17 protein-coding genes are annotated in these 18,774 nt (G+C 63.5%); 3 read left to right on the top strand and 14 right to left on the bottom strand.

Going from position 1 to position 18,774, the window contains the following annotated elements:
- The 8 genes from ACXJ7R_RS08295 to ACXJ7R_RS08260 all read right to left on the bottom strand — a co-directional run.
- Nucleotides 1-317 (bottom strand): ATP-binding cassette domain-containing protein (locus ACXJ7R_RS08295; protein WP_457151405.1); only part of this gene is annotated, 317 nt, incomplete at its 3' end.
- A gap of 108 nt (nucleotides 318-425) precedes the next feature.
- Nucleotides 426-1,382: an ABC transporter substrate-binding protein gene (locus ACXJ7R_RS08290; RefSeq protein ID WP_457151407.1), complete on the bottom strand. Its 957-nt coding sequence runs from the start codon at nucleotides 1,380-1,382 to the stop codon at nucleotides 426-428.
- Nucleotides 1,383-1,702: 320 nt separating this feature from the next.
- Nucleotides 1,703-2,473 carry a 4-hydroxy-tetrahydrodipicolinate reductase gene (gene dapB / locus ACXJ7R_RS08285; protein WP_457151404.1) on the bottom strand — a complete coding sequence of 257 codons (771 nt, stop codon included), beginning with the start codon at nucleotides 2,471-2,473 and terminating at the stop codon, nucleotides 1,703-1,705.
- Between the two features lie 15 nt (nucleotides 2,474-2,488).
- The gene (locus ACXJ7R_RS08280; RefSeq protein WP_457151403.1) at nucleotides 2,489-4,582 is read right to left on the bottom strand and encodes an ATP-dependent helicase; all 2,094 of its coding nucleotides are present in this window, start codon (nucleotides 4,580-4,582) and stop codon (nucleotides 2,489-2,491) included.
- Between the two features lie 280 nt (nucleotides 4,583-4,862).
- Nucleotides 4,863-5,660, bottom strand: a complete 798-nt coding sequence (locus tag ACXJ7R_RS08275) for an agmatinase family protein (RefSeq protein WP_457151402.1) — start codon at nucleotides 5,658-5,660, stop codon at nucleotides 4,863-4,865.
- A gap of 108 nt (nucleotides 5,661-5,768) precedes the next feature.
- Nucleotides 5,769-6,941 carry a M20 aminoacylase family protein gene (locus tag ACXJ7R_RS08270; RefSeq protein WP_457151401.1) on the bottom strand — a complete coding sequence of 391 codons (1,173 nt, stop codon included), beginning with the start codon at nucleotides 6,939-6,941 and terminating at the stop codon, nucleotides 5,769-5,771.
- 20 nt (nucleotides 6,942-6,961) lie between these two features.
- Entirely contained in the window at nucleotides 6,962-8,188 is a 1,227-nt protein-coding gene (locus tag ACXJ7R_RS08265; protein ID WP_457151400.1) for an allantoate amidohydrolase, read from the bottom strand.
- On the bottom strand, nucleotides 8,185-9,393 hold the full coding sequence (locus ACXJ7R_RS08260) for a diaminopropionate ammonia-lyase (protein WP_457151406.1): 1,209 nt from the start codon (nucleotides 9,391-9,393) through the stop codon (nucleotides 8,185-8,187). The genes ACXJ7R_RS08265 and ACXJ7R_RS08260 overlap by 4 nt, the downstream gene beginning before the upstream one ends.
- A 127-nt stretch (nucleotides 9,394-9,520) precedes the next feature.
- On the opposite strand from ACXJ7R_RS08260, the gene ACXJ7R_RS08255 reads away from it, so the two are divergent.
- Both ACXJ7R_RS08255 and ACXJ7R_RS08250 read left to right on the top strand, forming a co-directional pair.
- Entirely contained in the window at nucleotides 9,521-10,000 is a 480-nt protein-coding gene (locus ACXJ7R_RS08255) for an Lrp/AsnC family transcriptional regulator (protein ID WP_457151399.1), read from the top strand.
- A gap of 75 nt (nucleotides 10,001-10,075) precedes the next feature.
- Nucleotides 10,076-11,218, top strand: a complete 1,143-nt coding sequence (locus tag ACXJ7R_RS08250; protein WP_457151398.1) for a flavin-containing monooxygenase — start codon at nucleotides 10,076-10,078, stop codon at nucleotides 11,216-11,218.
- A 35-nt stretch (nucleotides 11,219-11,253) separates the two neighbouring features.
- Here ACXJ7R_RS08250 and ACXJ7R_RS08245 read toward each other — a convergent pair whose 3' ends face one another.
- The 6 genes from ACXJ7R_RS08245 to ACXJ7R_RS08220 form a co-directional block, all read right to left on the bottom strand.
- Nucleotides 11,254-13,362 carry a molybdopterin-containing oxidoreductase family protein gene (locus ACXJ7R_RS08245; RefSeq protein ID WP_457151397.1) on the bottom strand — a complete coding sequence of 703 codons (2,109 nt, stop codon included), beginning with the start codon at nucleotides 13,360-13,362 and terminating at the stop codon, nucleotides 11,254-11,256.
- Between the two features lie 64 nt (nucleotides 13,363-13,426).
- Nucleotides 13,427-15,304 (bottom strand): ABC-F family ATP-binding cassette domain-containing protein, encoded by a 1,878-nt coding sequence (locus ACXJ7R_RS08240; RefSeq protein WP_457151396.1) that lies wholly within the window; start codon nucleotides 15,302-15,304, stop codon nucleotides 13,427-13,429.
- A gap of 134 nt (nucleotides 15,305-15,438) precedes the next feature.
- Nucleotides 15,439-15,888 (bottom strand): MucR family transcriptional regulator, encoded by a 450-nt coding sequence (locus tag ACXJ7R_RS08235; RefSeq protein ID WP_095086277.1) that lies wholly within the window; start codon nucleotides 15,886-15,888, stop codon nucleotides 15,439-15,441.
- Between the two features lie 161 nt (nucleotides 15,889-16,049).
- On the bottom strand, nucleotides 16,050-16,253 hold the full coding sequence (locus ACXJ7R_RS08230) for a hypothetical protein (RefSeq protein ID WP_457151395.1): 204 nt from the start codon (nucleotides 16,251-16,253) through the stop codon (nucleotides 16,050-16,052).
- Nucleotides 16,246-17,172, bottom strand: a complete 927-nt coding sequence (locus tag ACXJ7R_RS08225) for a DMT family transporter (RefSeq protein ID WP_457151394.1) — start codon at nucleotides 17,170-17,172, stop codon at nucleotides 16,246-16,248. The genes ACXJ7R_RS08230 and ACXJ7R_RS08225 overlap by 8 nt, the downstream gene beginning before the upstream one ends.
- A 45-nt stretch (nucleotides 17,173-17,217) precedes the next feature.
- Nucleotides 17,218-18,051, bottom strand: a complete 834-nt coding sequence (locus ACXJ7R_RS08220) for a hypothetical protein (RefSeq protein WP_457151393.1) — start codon at nucleotides 18,049-18,051, stop codon at nucleotides 17,218-17,220.
- 110 nt (nucleotides 18,052-18,161) lie between these two features.
- Here ACXJ7R_RS08220 and ACXJ7R_RS08215 point away from each other — a divergent pair.
- Nucleotides 18,162-18,774, top strand: a 613-nt coding sequence (locus tag ACXJ7R_RS08215; RefSeq protein WP_457151392.1) for a LysR family transcriptional regulator, incomplete at its 3' end; no start/stop codon positions are given.

Genomic DNA, 18,774 nt, shown 5'->3' with positions numbered 1-18,774 from the left:
GCCATCACGTTTTCGATCACCGTTCGCCAAGGAAACAAGGCGTCACTTTGGAAAACAAAACCGATGCGCGGGTCTATTCCCGTGACCGGGGCGCCCATGACGCGAACCTCGCCGGCACTTGGGCTTGCCAACCCCGTGACAAGGTTGAGGGTGGTGGATTTTCCGCAACCGGTCGGGCCGACAACGGCGACAAATTCGCCGCGTTCAACGGTCATGGTGAAATCGCGTAGTGCTGTCAGCGATTTGCCGGTGGGTGAAAGGAAACGCCGGCTGACGTTGATCAGCTCGATCGCCGGTGCATTTTTTTCAATGGCCATGGTGGAACTCCTGGGTACGAGCAAACGCCCGCCCGTCGGCCCAAGGCCGCCGGACGTCAAAACTGATGGGTACCGGCGCGATGTCGTTCATCGCGCCGGCACTGTCTGCTACTTGGCGTTCTTGACGAATTCCGAGGTGTAGGTCTTGGAGAGGTCGATCTGCTTGCCCTGCAGTTCCTTCTTGAAGGCTGAAAGAACCGTCAGCACCGTCTCCGGGCCGCCTTCGGGCATGATCCCGTCGGGGGTGAACATTGCCTTGCCTGCATCGAGGGCCTTCACGTAGCCCTCCTTGTCGCCGACATAATAGTCCTTCGGCATCTTGTCGGCGATTTCAGCGCCCGTATGGGTGTTGATGAATTTCTGYGTCTTGACGAAGGCATTGGCCAGCTTCTGCACGACGTCCTTATGCGCTTCGACCCAATCGGTCTGCATATAGAGGGAGGCGGCCGGGTAGGTGCCGCCGAGAGCAGCCTTGGTGCCTTCCATTGTGCGCATGTCGATGAGAACAGACGCTTCGCCGGTCTTCAGCAGTCGCGTGATCGTCGGCTCTGTCGTCATACCTGCCTGGATCTTGTCCTGCTGCATGGCGGCGATGAAGGTGGTGCCGGCGCCGACCGGAACCGAGGTGAAGTCGCCCAGCTTCAAACCGTTCTTGACGGCGAGGTATTCCGTAAGAAAATTCGTCGATGAGCCTAGACCGGTCACGCCCAGGCTCATGCCCTTGAAGTCGGCAGGCGATTTGATCTCGGGGTGTTTCGTCGAAACAAGTTCCACCTCGCCCGGCGCTTGGCTGAATTGGACGATGGATTCAACGAATTTGCCCTTTGCCTGCAGGTCAATGCAGTGATCGTAGAAGCCGACAACCCCTTGCACGGCACCGGCGAGCATCTCGTTTTCGGCATCGACGCCGGCCGGTTCATTCAGCAACTCGACGTCAAGACCCTCGTCCTTGAAGTAACCGAGCGCTTCGGTCAGCTTGGCGGGCAGATAGATCTGTTTCTCATAGCCGCCGACCATGATGGAGACTTTTTCGTCGGCGCGCGCTGACGGCGCGGACAAGGCCATGACGGCGACGAGTGCGGTTGTGGCGGCTGAATCAAGCAGTATTCGCGCGAGCGACATGGCCTCTTCCCTTTGTTCGTTTCCCGCGCCCTCTCTCTCCCATCGCTTTCCGCGACAAATACGGGGCGCGCGCCCAACACTTATGGCACCAAGCTTTCATTCACCTTTCAAGGCCGTACCGAAAATCACCGCAAACCTTACGGATCGGTAAGCGGATGCTGGCCGATCATAGTTGGACGAGCAACTTGCCGAAGGCGAGGATCAGCGACAGGTCATCGTCATTGTTCGCTGTCACCCGATCCCGTCGTGATGGGTCCCCTCGCTCAGCCGCCAACCCCCAGCACGTCCCGCATGTCATATTCACCGGGCGGGCGCCCGGCCACCCAGAGCGCGGCGGCGATGGCGCCACGGGCGAACATGGTGCGGTCGCCGGCCGAATGCGACAAGGTCAAGGTCTCGCCCTCGGCGCAGAAGCTGACGCTGTGCTCGCCGACGATGCTGCCGCCGCGCATCACCGCAAAGCCGATCTCACCGGGCGGCCGCACGCCTGTGACCCCATCGCGGACGTGCCTTGCGACCGTGTCCAGTTCGATGCCGCGCCCGGCGGCTTGTCCCAGCATCAGCGCCGTCCCGGACGGCGCATCGATCTTGTGGCGATGATGCGCCTCGACAATCTCGACATCCCAGTCCTCGGGAGCGAGCGCTCGCGCCGCCTGCTCGACCAGTCCGACCAGCATGTTCAGCCCGAGCGAAAAGCTGCCGGAGCGGACGATGGCGATGGTTTTCGCAGCATCGGCGATGGCGGCCAGCTCAGCAGCATCGAAGCCTGTCGATCCAACGACCAGCGCCGGCCCGCCACGATCGGCGCAAAACCTTGCCAGATCAGCCGAGGCAGACGGCGTGGTGAAATCGATCACCACATCGGCCACGGCAAGTGCCTCGTCGCGGCTCACCAGCCCTTCGCCGACAATGCCCGGCCGGTGGAAGCGACCGGCGAGCGCCAGCCGCGCATCGGCCTGGACGGCGTCCGCCATCTGGCGGCCCATGCGACCCAGTGCACCCGCGATGGCGATCCTGACCGGTGGTTGGGGCATGGCGCTATCTCGCGGCTATTTCCACATGGCGCGCATGCGCGCGCCAATGTCGACGCGCACCTCCGGCCGGGGCGCCCTTCCCTGTGCCGCTTGCGCGCTCGGCCACGAGACCTGCTGGAAGGCTGCAAGGATCGAGGCCGGGATGAAACGGGTGCGCGAGGCATAGAGATGGCGGTCGCCGCGCGCCGCCTGGCCGTGAGGAAAGAAGCGCTGCGGCATGACCAGGCTGAGATTGTCCTTGGCCCTGGTCATCGCCACGTAGAGCAGCCGGCGCTCCTCCTCGATGTCCTCCTTGGTGCCGACGCCGAGATCGGCGGGAATGCAGCCATCGACGGTGTTGAGCACGAAGACATTCTTCCATTCCTGGCCCTTGGCCGAATGGATGGTCGACAGGATCAGATAATCCTCGTCACGGTGCGGCGGTCCGGCCTGGTCACTGGTGGCGTCCGGCGGGTCGAGCGTCAGCTCGGTGAGGAAGCGTTCGCGTGAGGCATAGCCAGATCCGATCTGCTCGAGCTGCAACAGGTCGGCCCGGCGCGTGATCGCATCCTCGTGGATGCGCTCCAGATGCGGCTCGTACCAGAGCCTGACCTGTTCGAGATCGGCCGGCCATTTGGCGCCGGCCCGCAGGCCGGAATAGAGCGCGACGAAGCCCGGCCAGTCATCGGCCGCGCGCTGCGGCGGTCGCCAGCCGGCCAACCCCATCGCCTCGTCCAGCGCCGTCGTCATCGTCTCGACGATTTGCGCGGCGACCGAAGGGCCTATGCCCGGCATCAGCTGCAGCACGCGGAAGCCGGCGACGCGGTCGCGCGGGTTTTCGGCAAAGCGCAGCACCGCAAGCACATCCTTGACGTGAGCAGCATCGAGGAACTTCAGGCCGCCGAACTTGACGAAGGGAATGTTGCGCCGGGTCAGCTCGATCTCTAGCGGGCCGCTGTGATGCGAGGCGCGAAACAGCACCGCCTGCGATTTCAGCGCCGTGCCAGCTTCTCGCTCGGCCAGAATGGTATCGCAGACGAAATTGGCCTGCTCGACCTCATCGCGCACGCTCACCAGCCTTGGCTTGTCGGTGGATTTGCGATCCGACCAAAGGTTCTTGGTAAAGCGCTCCGAGGCCTCGCCGATCACCGCATTGGCGGCGGCCAGGATGGTCTCGGTCGAGCGATAATTGCGCTCCAGCATCACCACGTCGGCGGCCTGCGCGAACTGCTTGGGAAAATCGAGGATGTTGCGCACCTCGGCGGCACGGAACGAATAGATCGACTGCGCATCGTCGCCGACCACCGTCAGCCCGGCGCCGTCGGGTTTAAGCGCCATCAGGATCGAGGCCTGCAGCCGGTTGGTATCCTGGTATTCGTCGACCAGCACATAGTCGAACCGCCCACCCAGATGCGCGGCTATTTCGGGCTCGGCCGCCATCTGCGCCCAGTAGAGCAGCAGGTCGTCGTAATCGAGCACGTTCTGCGCCTGCTTGGCCTCGACATATCCGGCGAACAATTGCTTCAGCTGCTCCGCCCAACCGGCGCACCAGGGAAAGGCGGCCCCTAGCACTTCGCCCAGCGGCGCCTGCGCGTTGACGGCACGCGAATAGATGGCAAGACAGGTGCCCTTGGTCGGAAAGCGCGCTTCCGTCTTCGAGAACCCCAGCTCATGCCGGATCAGATTCATCAGGTCGGCGGAATCCTCGCGATCGTGGATGGTGAAGGCCGGATCGAGGCCAATCTCCAGCGCATAGTCGCGCAGCAGCCGGGCGCCGATGCCGTGAAAGGTGCCGGCCCAGGTCAGCGCGTCGGTGATCACCGCGGCGTCGCGGCCGAGCACCTCGCCGGCGATGCGCTCGACGCGCCTGGCCATTTCGGACGCGGCGCGGCGCGAAAAGGTCATCAGCAGGATGCGGCGCGGGTCGGCCCCCTTGACGATCAGATGGGCGACGCGATGCGCCAGCGTGTTGGTCTTGCCAGAACCGGCGCCGGCAATGACCAGCAGCGGTCCGGCAATCTGGCCGTTGCCATGCTCGACCGCCAGACGTTGGGCGTCGTTCAGCCGTGTGAGATAGGCAGGCTGGACGGTCTGGTCCCGAAAGGTCGAATCAGAGGTGGCGAGGTTCATCGCCCATCAAGCATCGTTTCTGCTTTGTTCGCAACGCCGATGCGAGGATGAATTGGCGTATGAAGGATCAGCCTAACGCTGCGGGTCGATCTCATCTGGCATCAGCAAAAAAGACTTTTGGGGAAGAAGGCCGGCGCCGCTTGGGAGGAAGAATGAAGCGCCGGCCAAGCGGATAAATCAGGTCCGCCGCAAGTGACAGGCTAGCTGAGTCTTGCCCCTGCGTCACCGGGTGATTGTCTTCGTCAAACACGTACCCCGCACCGACCTGCACGTCGCCGCATCACGCGCGTGTTTTGACCATCATCCCGGCAATTTCCTTGAGCAGTTTTGCCGCCACGGTGGCGGTCAGGTTGGCGATGTCGCGAGGCGGGTTTAGTTCAACGATATCAGCCGCCACGATCGGCTGGTTGACCGATTGAATCAGGCCGATGACCTGACGGGTGGTCAGACCGCCGGGTTCGCGGTGCGAGACGCCTGGCGCAAAGGCCGGGTCGAGCCCGTCGAGGTCCATCGAGATGTAGACCGGCGTCTTGAGATCGAGCCGCAGATCGTCGCCGAACCGCGCCGCCTCGATCACCTCGACGCCGAACCGCTTGAACTGGTCGCGATGATGGTCGTTGACGGTCCGGAGGCCGACCTGGATGAGACGGTCGGCAAGCCGCTCTTCCATGATGCGGGCAAAGGGCGAGGTGTGGGAGCGCGGATTGCCCTGATAGGCATCGTACATATCGGGATGCGCGTCGATGTGCAGAATGGTCAGGCTGGGATGTCGGCGGCGCACCGCGCGCAGTATCGGCCCGGAAATGGCGTGGTCGCCGCCGAGGCAGATCAGCGGATCGCCCAGTTCCAGCACGCGCCCGACCTCACCTTCGATCAGGTCCCATGGATCGGTGGCGGCGTCGAAGCCGATGTCGCCATGATCGACAAGCCTGTCGGTCAGATCAAAACCGGTTTCGCTCCACATGCTGTAGGCATCGGAGAACAATTCGGGACGGATATGGGCAGGGGCCCGTGCCGGGCCCTTGAAGAAAGACGAGTTGTCGTCGTGGGGAATTCCCAGCAGCGAAATCCTGGTCATCAGCGTCCGATCTCCGTCAGCGGGGAATTTCAGTAAACGCGGGAGCTGGCTGGCGATAGCGATGGTGTTTGGGCCAGCGGCGGGCGCGCCCTGGCAATCAAAACGCAATCAACTCCCGGCTTCGCCGCCCAGCCTTTGCCTGGCCATGGCGACATGGAAATTGGTGCCGAACAGCAGCCCGTCATCGTTGAAGTCGTAGCCCGAATTGTGCAGCGGCGCCGACGTCTCGCCATTGCCGAGGAAGACGAAACAGCCCGGCACATGGTCGAGGAAGCGGGCGAAGTCCTCCGAGCCGGTCATCGGCTCGCGGGCGACGGCGATGTTGCCGGGCTCGAAAACGCTTCTCGCGGCAGCAAACGCCGCATCGACCAGTTCGGCATCATTGCCTAGCGGCACGAATTCGCGGGTGTAGTTGACCTCGGCGGTAACATTGTAGGCGGCTGCGGTGCCCTCGGCGATGACGCGCATCTGCCGCTCGATTTCGGCGCTGACCTCGGGGCGGAAGCTGCGCGCATCGCCGAGAAYGCGGGCAAGACCGGGCAGTGCGTTGCGGGTGCCGTCGGTGATCAGCTCGGTCACCGAAACCACCGATATGTCGGCCGGGCTCAGCCGGCGCGAGACGATGGTCTGCAGATTGGTGACCAGCGCGCAGGCGGCGACCAGCGTTTCGTTCCCCGAATGCGGCCGCGCGGCATGGCCGCCGAGCCCTTTCAGCACGATCTCGAAATTGTCCTCTGCCGACATGATCGGGCCGGCGCGGGTCTCGAAATGTCCGATGGGCAGGCCGGGCATATTGTGCAGGCCAAAGATTTCGTCGAAGGGAAAGCGCTGCATCAGGCCATCGTCGAGCATGGCCAATGCGCCCTTGCCCCATTCCTCGGCCGGCTGGAAGACGAAGCGCACGGTGCCGTCGAAACCGCCCTCGGCGGCCAGGCGTTTTGCAGCACCGAGCAGCATGGTGGTGTGGCCGTCATGGCCGCAGGCATGCATGATGCCGGGATTGGCGGAACGGTAGGGCGCGGCGGATTGCTCGGTGATGCGCAAGGCATCCATGTCGGCCCTTAGCGCAATCGCCCGGTTGCCGCTGCCGCGTTTCAGCGTGCCGACGACGCCGGTGCCGCCGACGCCCTCAGTGACACCATCGAGGCCGAATTCGCGCAGCTTGGTGGCGACAAAGGCCGCGGTGCGCGTTTCCTCGAAGCCGAACTCCGGATGCGCGTGCAAATCGCGCCGCCAGACAATCATCTCCTGCTTCAGCGCGTCATGATCGAATTCGGACATTTCTTCTTGCCTCTCCCGACCTACCTTGCCAGTTCCGTGACCACATCAAGCAGGATGTTGGCGCCGGCAACAAGCTCGGCATCCTCGGTGTGCTCGCGCGGATTGTGGCTGATGCCGCCGGCGCTCGGCACGAAGATCATCGCTGCCGGCGCGATACGCGCCATCATCTGTGCATCGTGGCCGGCGCCTGATGTCATGCGTTTGACGCCGAGGCCGCGGTTTTTCGCGGCAGCCTCGATCAGTTCGACAATGCGGATGTCGAAGATCACCGGCTCGAAGCGGGCCAGCCGCTCGACCGAGATCGTCACGCCTTCGGTGTCGGCAAGCTGTTCGAGACAGGCAGCAAGTGCGGCCTCCTCCGCCTGCAGGCGCTGCTCATCGGGATCACGCAGATCGACGGTGAAGACGGCCTGGGAGGGAATGACGTTGATGGCATTCGGCTCGAAGCGAATCGTGCCGACGGTGGCGACCGTCGGCGTGTTCGAGGCTTTGGCCCTATCGTGCAGGAAGGTGATGACCCGCGCGGCGGCGTAGCCGGCGTCGCTGCGCATCGACATCGGCGTGGTGCCGGCATGGTTGGCGACGCCGTCGATGGTGATGCGTTGCCAGGAGATGCCTTGCAGATTCTCCACCGCGCCGATCGGCACGCCTTCGCGCTCCAGCACCGGCCCCTGCTCGATATGCAGTTCCAGATAGGCGTGCGGCTTGAGGAAGCCGGGCTCCTTGTCACCGGCATAGCCGATGCGGGCAAGCTCCTGCCCGAGCACGCTGCCGTCGGTGCCGACAGCCGCCAGCACCGTCTCGAAGCCGATGCCGCCGGCATGGACCAGCGAGCCCATCATGTCGGGGGTATAGCGCACGCCCTCCTCGTTGGTGAAGGCGGCAACCGCGACCGGGCGCGACGGCGAAAAGCCCGATGCCTTGAGGGTCTCGATCACCTCCAGCCCGGCAAGCACGCCGTAGCAGCCGTCATAGATGCCGGCATCGATGACCGTGTCGATATGTGAGCCGACGAGCAGCGGAGCCTGCCCGGCATTGTCCGGGCTCTGCCAGATGCCGAAAATGTTGCCGACCCGGTCGATGGCGACATCGAGCCCGGCCTGCCGCAGCCAGCCAACGAAGAGGTCGCGGCCCAGCCTGTCGGTGTCGGAGGCGGCCAATCGGATCAGCCTGCCCTCGCTGTCACGACCGACGGCGCCGAGTTCACGGATACGGCCAAGCAGGCGCTGCGTGTCGACGGCGATCACAAATCTGCTCCCGCAAGCATCTTGCCGGCCAGCACATCGGCCGGGCTCATGCCAACCAGTTCGGCATAGCGATGCGGGTCGGTGGCGCCTTCGGTGTTGATCACCAGCACCCGGGATTTGCCGTCGAGTCCAAGGTCGGCCTGGTTGTCGGCCACCGCCCGGATCAGCCCTGCAAGGCCGACGCCGCCGCTTTCGCCGGCGACGATCACCRGATCGCCGGCACGTGGCTGCGCCAGCCGCCGCATCACCGCTATGGCCTCGTCCTCATCCACCGTCATGAAGGCGTCGGCGGCACGCGCCAACACCCGCCAGGCGACCGGAGAGGCCTCGTAGCATTCCAGCATCGCCATCACCGTCGGCTGGCCATGCGCAACCTTCACCACGCACCCCGCCTGGGCGGCCGCGACAACGCACGCGGCGCGCGCGGGCTCGACCACGATGAAGGTCGGCCTGGCATTGCCGAGCACGATGGCAAGATAGCCGGCGACCGCGGCGGCAATGCCGCCGACACCGGCCTGGACGAACACATGGGTCGGTGGCTCCCGGAGCTGGCGCAATGCTTCGCGCACGATCGCCGTATAGCCCTGCATGACGAGGCCGGGAATGCGCTCATAACCTGGCCACGAGGTGTCGGAGACCACGGTCCAGCCCTTCTCGGCCGAAAGTTGGGCGGCTTGCCTGACCGAGTCGTCATAATTGCCGTCGACGCGGATCATCTCTGCGCCATAGCGAGCGATGGCGGCGATACGCTGCTGGCTGACGCCGGCGTGGACGAAAATCACTGCCCGCGCACCGACGAGTTGCGCCCCTTGCGCGACCGACCGGCCGTGATTGCCGTCGGTGGCGCAGGCAACCGTCATCGTCGCGGCAACCGCCCGAACATCCGGCTGACTAAGATCGGCCACATCGACGGGTCGACCAAGCGACCGACCTGCCTCTTCCAGCACCAGGCGGAAGACAGCATAGGCGCCGCCCAGCGCCTTGAAGCTGCCGAGGCCGAGGCGAAAGCCTTCATCCTTGATATGCAAGGCACCGAGGCCGAGTTCAGTCGCCAGCGCCGGCAGCGCATGCAGCGGCGTCATCCGGTGATTGTCCCGATGGGCAAGGAAACGCTCGACCGTGTCGGCCCCGGCGACCCCGAGCGTTTCGGCATCGGCCGGGTCAAGCGTCTGGCGGTGCAAGGCATTGCGGTTGGGCAGGAACACTGGGCGATCGGGTAGGAACACTGGCGGCCTCCTTGGCAGTTCAGCGAGAACATATTGCAGGATTGGCGCAAAGAGCGCTGTAATACGACCCTCGATATGCAAGTTTGTTTCGTCAGGGATGTCTCGATTGCCCGTATTGCCATCCTCACTTGATAGTTTCGATCTCGCCATCCTTACCATCCTGCAGCGGGACAATACGACGCCCCAGCGGGTGATTGGCGAGGCTGTCAATCTTTCGGCGCCGGCAGTGCAGCGCCGCATCAAGCGCATGGAACAGACCGGCGTCATTGCCGCCAATGTTGCCCTGGTCGAGCCGGCGGCGGTCGGCCAACCCATCACCATCTTCGTCGAGGTGGAGCTCGAGAGCGAACGCACCGAACTCATCGATGCGGCCAAGCGGCAATTCTCGGCCGCGCCGGAAGTCCAGCAATGCTACTACGTCACCGGCGAGGCCGATTTCATCCTGCTCATCACCGTCGCCGACATGGGCGCCTATGAGGCGCTGACGCGAAAACTGTTCTTCGACAGCAACAATGTGCGGAAGTTCCGCACCTTCGTCGCCATGGACCGCGTCAAGGTCGGGCTGACGGTGCCCTTGCCCGGTTGAGATTTTGCCGGCGGGCAGACCCGGCTGCCATGCTTTTGACATTCTCCGGACGCGAATTTGTTGGCGGAGGCGCGCTTGGACGACACCACCCCAGTTGCAATTATCGGTGCCGGGCCAGCGGGTCTGGCCGTTGCCGCATGCCTGCGGCAGGCCGGGGTGGACTTCGTTCTTCTCGAAAAAGAGGCGCAGGCAGCACCCGCGTGGCGACGTCACTATGAGCGCGTCCACCTGCACACGACCAAGCGCTATTCCTCGCTGCCTTTCGTGCCCTTTCCCAGGGATTACCCGCGCTATGTGCCGCGCGATCTCTTCGCCGACTATCTCGATGCCTACGCGCAACGCTTCGACCTGCGGCCCCGCTTTGGACAGACAGTGCGGATGATCACCCGGCAAGGCAGAGGCTGGCATGTCGAGGCGACATCCGGCGCCCTGCATGCCTCCCACGTGGTGATCGCGTCGGGCTACAACGCCGAGCCGCTGATGCCCGGATTTGCCGGTGCCGAGGCCTTCAGGGGTCAAAGGCTGCACAGCGCCGACTACCGCAACGCCACGCCTTTTGCCGGCCAGTCGGTGCTGATCGTCGGTATGGGCAACACCGGCGCCGAGATCGCGCTCGATCTGGTGGAAGGCGGTGCGCGGCCGACGATTTCGGTGCGCGGCGGCGTTCATATCGTGCCGCGCGAGTTGCTTGGCGTGCCCATCCAGATAGTCGGCATGGCGGCTCGCCTGATGCCGCAACGCATCAATGATGCCTTGTTCCCCGTCATCCTCGATCTGGCACTGGGCACGCTGGAGAAATACGGGCTCAAGCGACCGAGCCAGGGGATGTTGCAGCAGATCGCCGTGGCGTCGCGCATTCCGGTGATCGATGTCGGCACGGTCGCCAAGATCCGCGAAGGCGCAATCAAGGTCGCACCCGACATTGCCGAGATCACCGAGCAAGGCGCCCATTTTGCCGACGGCAAGCGTCGCGAGTTCGATGCGATCATCTTCGCCACCGGCTTCCGGCCGGGCTACGCCAGGTTGCTGCAGCCTGGCATCCAGCCGGGCCGCAGCGGCGCCAATGGGAGGGCTTCGGAACTCGGCCTCTATCTCATCGGCTTTCACAATCCGGTCACCGGATTGCTGCGCGAAATCTCGATCGAGGCAGGGCAGATCGCCGACGACATCCGGCTGCAGCGAGACCGAAAGAAGGCGGCCGAATTCCTGCCGGTATGATTTTGGTTCCGGACCACCGTGTGCTTCGTCCAGCCTCAGTCTGCCGCGCGTAGCCACACCTTGTTGTCGTGGAAGGCAGCGCCGCCATAGGGTGCCGGCGCATCGGCGCCGGTCAGCACGTTGATGCCTTCGCCGCGCTCATGCGCGCTGTTTGGCCAGATGCCCTCGGCAATGACGACGCCACGCTTGATGCCGTCGAACAATCTTGCGTGCAGCACCACCTCTCCGCGCTGGTTGCCGACCTCGACGCGGTCGCCATCGGCAAGCCCATGGGCCGCCGCATCGTCCGGATGCAGAAGCAGTTCCGGCCGCACTTCCTTGGCCTTCGACACCGGTGTTTCCGAAAATGTCGAGTTGAGGAAATTGCGCGCCGGCGATGTCGTCAGCCGGAACGGATGCGCCTCATCGGCGACCTCGATCAGGTCGACATGGTCGGGGAATTCCGGCAGCCGCTCCACCGGGCCGAACAGACCCATGCTCTTCGGCGGCCGGTTCGGCGCCGCCTGCCCGGTCCAGTCGGCGCGGAAGCGGAATTTTCCATCCGCATGGCCGAATCCCTTGATGAAATGCGCGGTGTCGAAATCCGGCTGCAGGTCGACCCACTTGTCTTCCTTCAAGCTATCGAAGCTGCCCAGCCCGCGCTTGCCCAGGATGATGTCGATATGCTGCTGTTCTGTCAGGCCGAAGCCTGGACGATCGGCGACGCCGAGGCGCTCAGCCAGTTCCTCGATGACGAAATGGTTGGTGCGTGGCCCTCCGGGCGGGTCGATCAGCTTGGGGCCGAGCGTGATGTGCTGGTTGCCGCCGCCCTTGTAGACGTCGTCATGCTCGAGGAACATTGTCGCCGGCAACACGACATCGGCGAGCTTGGCCGTGTCGGTCATGAACTGCTCGTGCACGCAGGTGAACAGGTCGTCGCGCAGAAAACCCTGCTTCACCAGCCGCTGCTCGGGCGCGACATTAACAGGGTTGGTGTTCTGGATCAGCATGGCCGTCACCGGCGGGCCGCCATAGAGCGCGTCCTTCGCCCCGGTCAACACCGGGCCGATGCGCGAATGGTCGAGATGGCGGACCGAGGGATCGCGCATCTTCGTGCCTTCCAGCACCTCCTGGTTGAGCTTGAAGATGCCGGAATTGGAATGGAAGGCGCCACCGCCCTCATATTGCCAGCAGCCCGTGACGGCGGCGATGGAGGCGGCGGCGTGCATGTTGACCGAGCCGTTGCGCTGGCGCGAAAACCCGTAACCGAGACGGAAATAGGTTTTCTTGGTCGTGCCGACGAGGCGGGCGAAATCCTCGATCTCGGCGACCGTCAGACCGGTGATGCTGGCCGCCCATTCCGGCGTGCGCGTCCGCAGATGCTCTTCCAGCCCCTTTGGGTCATCGGTGTATTTTTCGAGATAGGCGCGGTCGGCCATGCCTTCCCTGAACAGCACGTGCATGACCGCGCAGGCCAGCGCGCCGTCGGTGCCGGGCTTCAGCACCAGGCCGAGGTCAGCCTGCCTCATCGTCGCGTTCTCATAGACGTCRATGACGACGATCCTGGCGCCGCGCTCCTTGCGCGCCTTGATGGCGTGGGTCATGACGTTGACCTGCGTGACCACGGCATTGGTGCCCCAGATCACTACGCAATCGGATTTCGCCATCTCGCGCGGATCGGGCCCCCGCAAGGCTCCGGCCCCCATCATCCAGCCGGTCCAGGCCAGATTGGTGCAGATCGAACCGAAAAAGCCGGAATACTTCTTGGCGTGGCGCAGCCGGTCGATGCCGTCGCGCTGCACCAGCCCCATCGTGCCGGCATAGTAATAGGGCCAGACCGTCTCCGAGCCGTATGTCTTCTCGGCCGCGATGAACTTTTCGGTGACGAGGTCGAGCGCGGCCTCCCAGCTGGCGTCCTTCCAGGCACCGTCACCCTTGGCACCGGCCCGCACCAGCGGCTTCAGCAGACGGTCGGGATGATGGACGCGGTCGGCATAGCGCGCGACCTTGGCGCAGATGACGCCCGATGTATAGCTGTTGGCCTTGGCGCCATGGACGCGGCCGATGCGGTTGCCGTCAAGCAGTTCGACCTCGAGCGCGCAGGTCGATGGGCAATCATGCGGACAGGCCGAATGGCCGATGTGGAGCTTGGCGTGCTGGTTCATGGGGGTTGTCTAGCGGCTATCGAATGCGGCGTGTAGGGCCAGATGAGGCCCTTAACTTCTCCCCCTACTCCGCCGTGCCTTCCTCATATTCGGCCGACATGGTCAGCCATTTCTCCTCGTGGCCGGCCAGCGTTTGGGCCAGCTGCGAGCGCTCCTTGGCCAGCCGGGTCGCGGTCGAGGGATCCTTCTCGTAGACGGCCGGATTGGACAGTTCGTCCTCGATGCCGTCGATGCGCTTGCGGATGCGGTCCATCAGCGCTTCGGTGGCGCGGATTTCCTTGGCCAGCGGCTCGAAAGCGGCGCGACGCGCTGCCGCATCGCGGCGGCGGTCGGCCTTTGACGCCTTGTCCGCCTCGCGCTTGCCGCGGCGGTCGCCGGACACACCGGTGACCAGCGTCTTGTAGTCTTCGAGGTCGCCGTCATACGGGTTGACCGCGCCGTCCTTGACCAGCCACAGCCGGTCGGCGGTCGCCTCGAGCAGATGGCGGTCGTGCGAGATCAGGATCACGGCCCCCGGAAATTCGTTCAGCGCATGGATCAGCGATTCGCGGCTGTCGATGTCGAGATGGTTSGTCGGYTCGTCGAGGATGAACAGGTTCGGCCCCTCGAAGGCCGACAGGCCCATCAGAAGCCGCGCCTTCTCGCCGCCGGACAGGTCCTTGGCGGCGGTGTTCATCTTCTCGGTGGTGAGCCCGAACTGGGCGACACGCCCGCGCACCTTGGATTCCGGCGCCTCCGGCATCAGCCGGCGGACATGCTCATAAGCGTTCTCCTCAGGCCGGAGATCGTCAAGCTGATGCTGGGCGAAGATCGCTACCTTCAGGCCGGGCGCCACCGTCATGGTGCCGGTCTCCTGCTTCAGCCGGCCGGACAGCAATTTGGCGAAGGTCGACTTGCCGTTGCCGTTGGCGCCGAGCAGCGCGATGCGGTCGTCGGCGTCGATGCGCAGCGTCATCTTCTTGAGGATCGGCTGCCCCTCGGTGTAGCCGACATTGACGTTGTTCAGCGCCACGATCGGCGAGGCCACCGTCTTCACCGGCTCGGGAAAGGAGAACGGCCGCACCGTATCGTTCACGATCGCAGCGATTGGCTTCATCTTCTCCAGCGCCTTGATGCGCGACTGCGCCTGTCTCGCCTTGGAAGCCTTGGCACGGAAGCGTTCGACGAAGGATTCCATATGCTTGCGGGCGGCTTCCTGCTTGACCCGGCCCTTCTCCTGCAGTTCCTTCTGCTCGGTATACTGACGCTCGAACTGATCGTAGCCGCCACGCCAGAAGGTCAGCTTCTTCTGGTCGAGATGAACGATAGAATTGACGGCGCGGTTGAGCAGGTCGCGATCATGCGAGATCAGAAGAACGGTGTGCGGATACTTCGACACATAGTTTTCCAGCCACAGCGTGCCTTCGAGGTCGAGATAGTTGGTCGGCTCGTCGAGCAGCAAAAGGTCGGGCTCGGCAAACAGTACGGCCGCGAGCGCCACGCGCATGCGCCAGCCGCCGGAGAAGGACGAGGCCGGGCGGCGCTGCGCAGCATCATCGAAGCCGAGACCGGCAAGAATGGTGGCCGCGCGAGACTCGGCTGAGTGCGCGTCGATGTCGGCCAGCCGCATGTGGATGTCGGCGATGCGGTGCGGATCTGTGGTGGTCTTTTCCTCTTCAAGGAGTGCCGTCCGCTCGAGATCGGCCTTGAGCACGATCTCGATCAGCGGGTCCTCGGTGCCGGGCGCTTCCTGCGCCACCTGGCCGATGCGCGTGTTTTTGGGCAGGCTGATCGAGCCCGTCTCGGAGGCGAGATCGCCGGTGATGGCCTTGAACAGCGTCGTCTTGCCGGTGCCGTTGCGACCGACAAGACCGGCCTTGGTGCCGGCCGGCAAGGTCAGCGAGGCGTGGTCGAGAAGCAGGCGTCCGGCCATGCGGAGCGAAAGGTCGTTGATGATCAGCATGGCCGCGCTTTTGCACCGGACATCAACGCTTCGCAAGACCTTGCGGGCCAGTTGGCCGCACAAGGCCTGAAAACGACGCCCGCAAAGGCGTCGTCAAGGCAGCCGATCAGCCTGCCTACCTAGCCAGGAAGCGCTCAGGACGTCGCCTTGCGCTTCGTCGCCTTGGCTGCGACGGCCGGCGCTGCTGCCGGCTTGCGGCCAAGTCCTGTCGACTTTGCCAGCGCCGACCGTGTCGCCGAATAGTTTGGCGCAACCATCGGATAGTCCGGCGGCAAGCTCCATTTGGCCCGGTAGTCGTCCGGGCTCAGGCCATAATCGGTCCTGAGATGTCGCTTGAGCGACTTGAACTTCTTTCCGTCCTCAAGACAGATGATGTAGTCGGGAAACACCGACTTCTTCGGGTTCACGGCCGGAACCAGGCTTGGGCTTTCCGCGACAGGTGCACCAGCCAGCTTGCGCACCGAAGCGCTGACGCTGGCAATCAACTCAGGTAGACCGGAAGCCGGAAGCGGATTGTTGCCTATGTACGCTGAGACAATATCGGCCGTCAGTTCGATAACGGTCTTATCATCGATATTTGACAATTCTATCACCCTATTTCCGACAAAGTCATCCACCCCAGTGAAGACTTGTGTCTTTGTATCTTTTTAACCGCGCCCCCCAACGGACCGCCAAGTCTCAACAAGGAACCAAGACTCGCAAAAATACTTTTCATGGGAAATCGACGTCGCGCAAATTAGAAAATCTAATACTTGGGACTAGCAGACTTAGCAGCATGACCGTCGGCCAATATCTCTAGAATACGCTTCCAACGGGCGCAACGGCTGAAGTCCTTTTGCTCTATAGCCTTTTYGGCCTTCATGGCGGCATAAAGCGGTGCCTCGGCGCCAAATTCCTTGATCAGCCAATGCGCTTCCTGCCTGGCCAGACGTTCGTTTTCGTCAAACATGGTTCTCGGCCTCCGAACGTTCCACGCCGACCGCGACGCAACTGCCGATGACGAGGACGGCTCCGACAATGGCCGTCATCGTCAGCCTTTCGCCCGACAGCGTCAGCAGCAGCGTCGAAGCGATCGGCGTGAGATAAGCGACGACCGCGACCTTGCCGCTGCCTTCGAGCTTCAAGGCGCGTGACCAGAAGTAGTAGCCCAAGCCCATCGGACCGGCGCCGAGATAGAGGCCGAGAGCCAGGTCCATGCCGACGGGCCAGGCGAAACCGTCGCGAGCGCACCACAAGAACGTCAAGGCGACACCGATCAGCGACGATGGCAGCAACAGGCGATCCGGCGAGGTGGCGACCCGTCCCACCATGACCGAATAGAAGGCCATGCACAGTGCGGACCCGAATGCGGCGACATAGCCGACGAGATCGCCCTGGAGCCAGGATTGGTTACGCCCTCCCGAAATCACCAGTGCAACGCCGACGAAGCCCACCACCGCGGCGAGGCCCAGCAGTGCCGGGCGCCGTGGATTCTGCAGAGCGATGACCGCCGCAGCGACCATCAACGGCCAGGTGTAGGCCACCAGATTGGCCTCGATCACCGGCATCGAAGCGAAAGCGATGTATTGCAGCACCATGGTGCCGACCAGACCGATGAAGCCGACCGCGAGCGAGACGAGCGCGGGCCCGGCCGAGACCGGCGCGGGCCTTTCCCGGCTCATCAACCGGATGGCGGCGAAGACGAGCGCAGCTCCTGTAAATTGCAGGAACTGCACCTGCGACACCGGATGGCTGGCCAGCAGGGATTTGCCGACCAGCGCATTGGTCGACCACAACGCCACCGCGCCGGCAGCAAAGACCAGCGCGGATGCCGAGCCGGATCCATGCCGAAGGAACCGGTGTGGCGCTCTATCTCTGCGTTCGACCATGATCCTGTCCGAAAGTCGGTTCCCACTTTTCGGGATCAAGGCTCATTACCATGATTCCCTGGCTCCGCCCGGAATCGGCGCCTCGGACGACGCCGGAACGGGATGCTCTTGCTCGAACCGGCGATAGGCCGGCAACTGGTTGGTCCAGACGTCTTCGGCCAGCTCGTTGACCCATTCGCGGTCATGGTCGTTGTCGGCGGCGAGATAGAACATGCGGTTGTCGTCGACATAGGGCTTGGCCACGGAGCGTTGGTTGAGCACCAGCGTGACGCGCTCGCCGAACCGGATCGGCGCGGTGCGGTGCAGGACACCGAGAAACTGCCCAAGCGTGGCGTAGTTCATCTTGTGATCAATGCGCATGACACGGTTGCGCGGAATCTCGCGGCCGGATTCGAGGATGGCGCGGCCGGTTTCGGAGTCGTCGCAGTAGATTTCGAGGTGCCCGCCGACCAGCGGATTGCTGATCGACAGCGGAATGAGCTCGGTGACCGGAACGCCATCGCAATGCCATTCGACGGCGCCGTCCTTGGGATTCATGAAGGTCACCGTCGAGCCGACGATCGACAGCGGATAGGGCTCCAGCTTGGTGCCCATCATGTCGGACAGCCGCTCCAGGCGCAGCTTGTCATGCAGCAACTCCTTGATCTCGGGGATGAAACGGTCGGCGCCGGTGATGAAGGTCAAGTCAAGGTGCTTGTGCACGGCATGGCTGGCCTTGAGCTTCAGAGCAGCTTCCTCAATTGCTGCAAGCAGGGCCGGGTCATAGCCGTGCAGATATTGCGCGACGCCGAAACTCGACACCTTCCAGGCGGTTTCGTGACCGATGATGGCTTCGCGGCTCATCGCATAACGCAGTTCGGGGATGGTATGGGCGTTCATTGTACTTCTCCGGGGCGGGGGCAACACTTGGGAAACAGTCGATTAGATCACCCACCCCTGTAAAATTAGGAATGCTGGTGCTAGTGTAAGCCCAGCTTAAGGTCGAAACCGTGCGTCTGCTCAGTCAGGTCAACCTCAATTCGCTGAAAATCGTGGAGAGTGCTGCGAGGCACGGGAATTTCACGCGCGCCGGCGAAGAACAGTTTATCACCGCTTCGGCGGTCAGCCAGCGCGTCAAAAGCCTTGAGGATCAACTGCGTTTCAAGATTTTCCAGCGCGGCGGCAATGCTGTGTCATTGACGCCGGAGGGCGAGACTTATGTCTCGCGCGTTCGCGAGGCGCTGGAGCGGATCGTCGCCGCCAGCATGGAGGCGACCGGGCAATCGCAGGAGCATGTGTTGAAGATATCGGTGCTGCCGACTTTTGCGGCACGCTGGCTTTTTCCACGCCTGCCACTGTTCCAGCGGCAGCACCCCGATATTGTCATGCGGGTCTCGACATCCTACGCGACGCATGAATTCACGACTTCCGAGTTTGATCTCGAAATCCGCTATGGCGACGGCCACTTTCACGGGCTGCAGTCAGATTTGCTGTTTCGGGAAGACCTGACGCCGGTGTGCAGCAGGAAGCTCTTCCGCGAAATCCTGGGCGACAAGCCTCCGTCGAAGGTGCGGCCTGAAGATCTACGTCACTTCACGCTGCTGCATTCCGACACATGTACCC

It is taken from the genome of Mesorhizobium sp. P5_C1 (assembly GCF_054049815.1).
The sequence above is the reverse complement of the archived record's forward strand: the minus strand, read 5'-3'. Positions and strand labels throughout refer to the sequence as shown.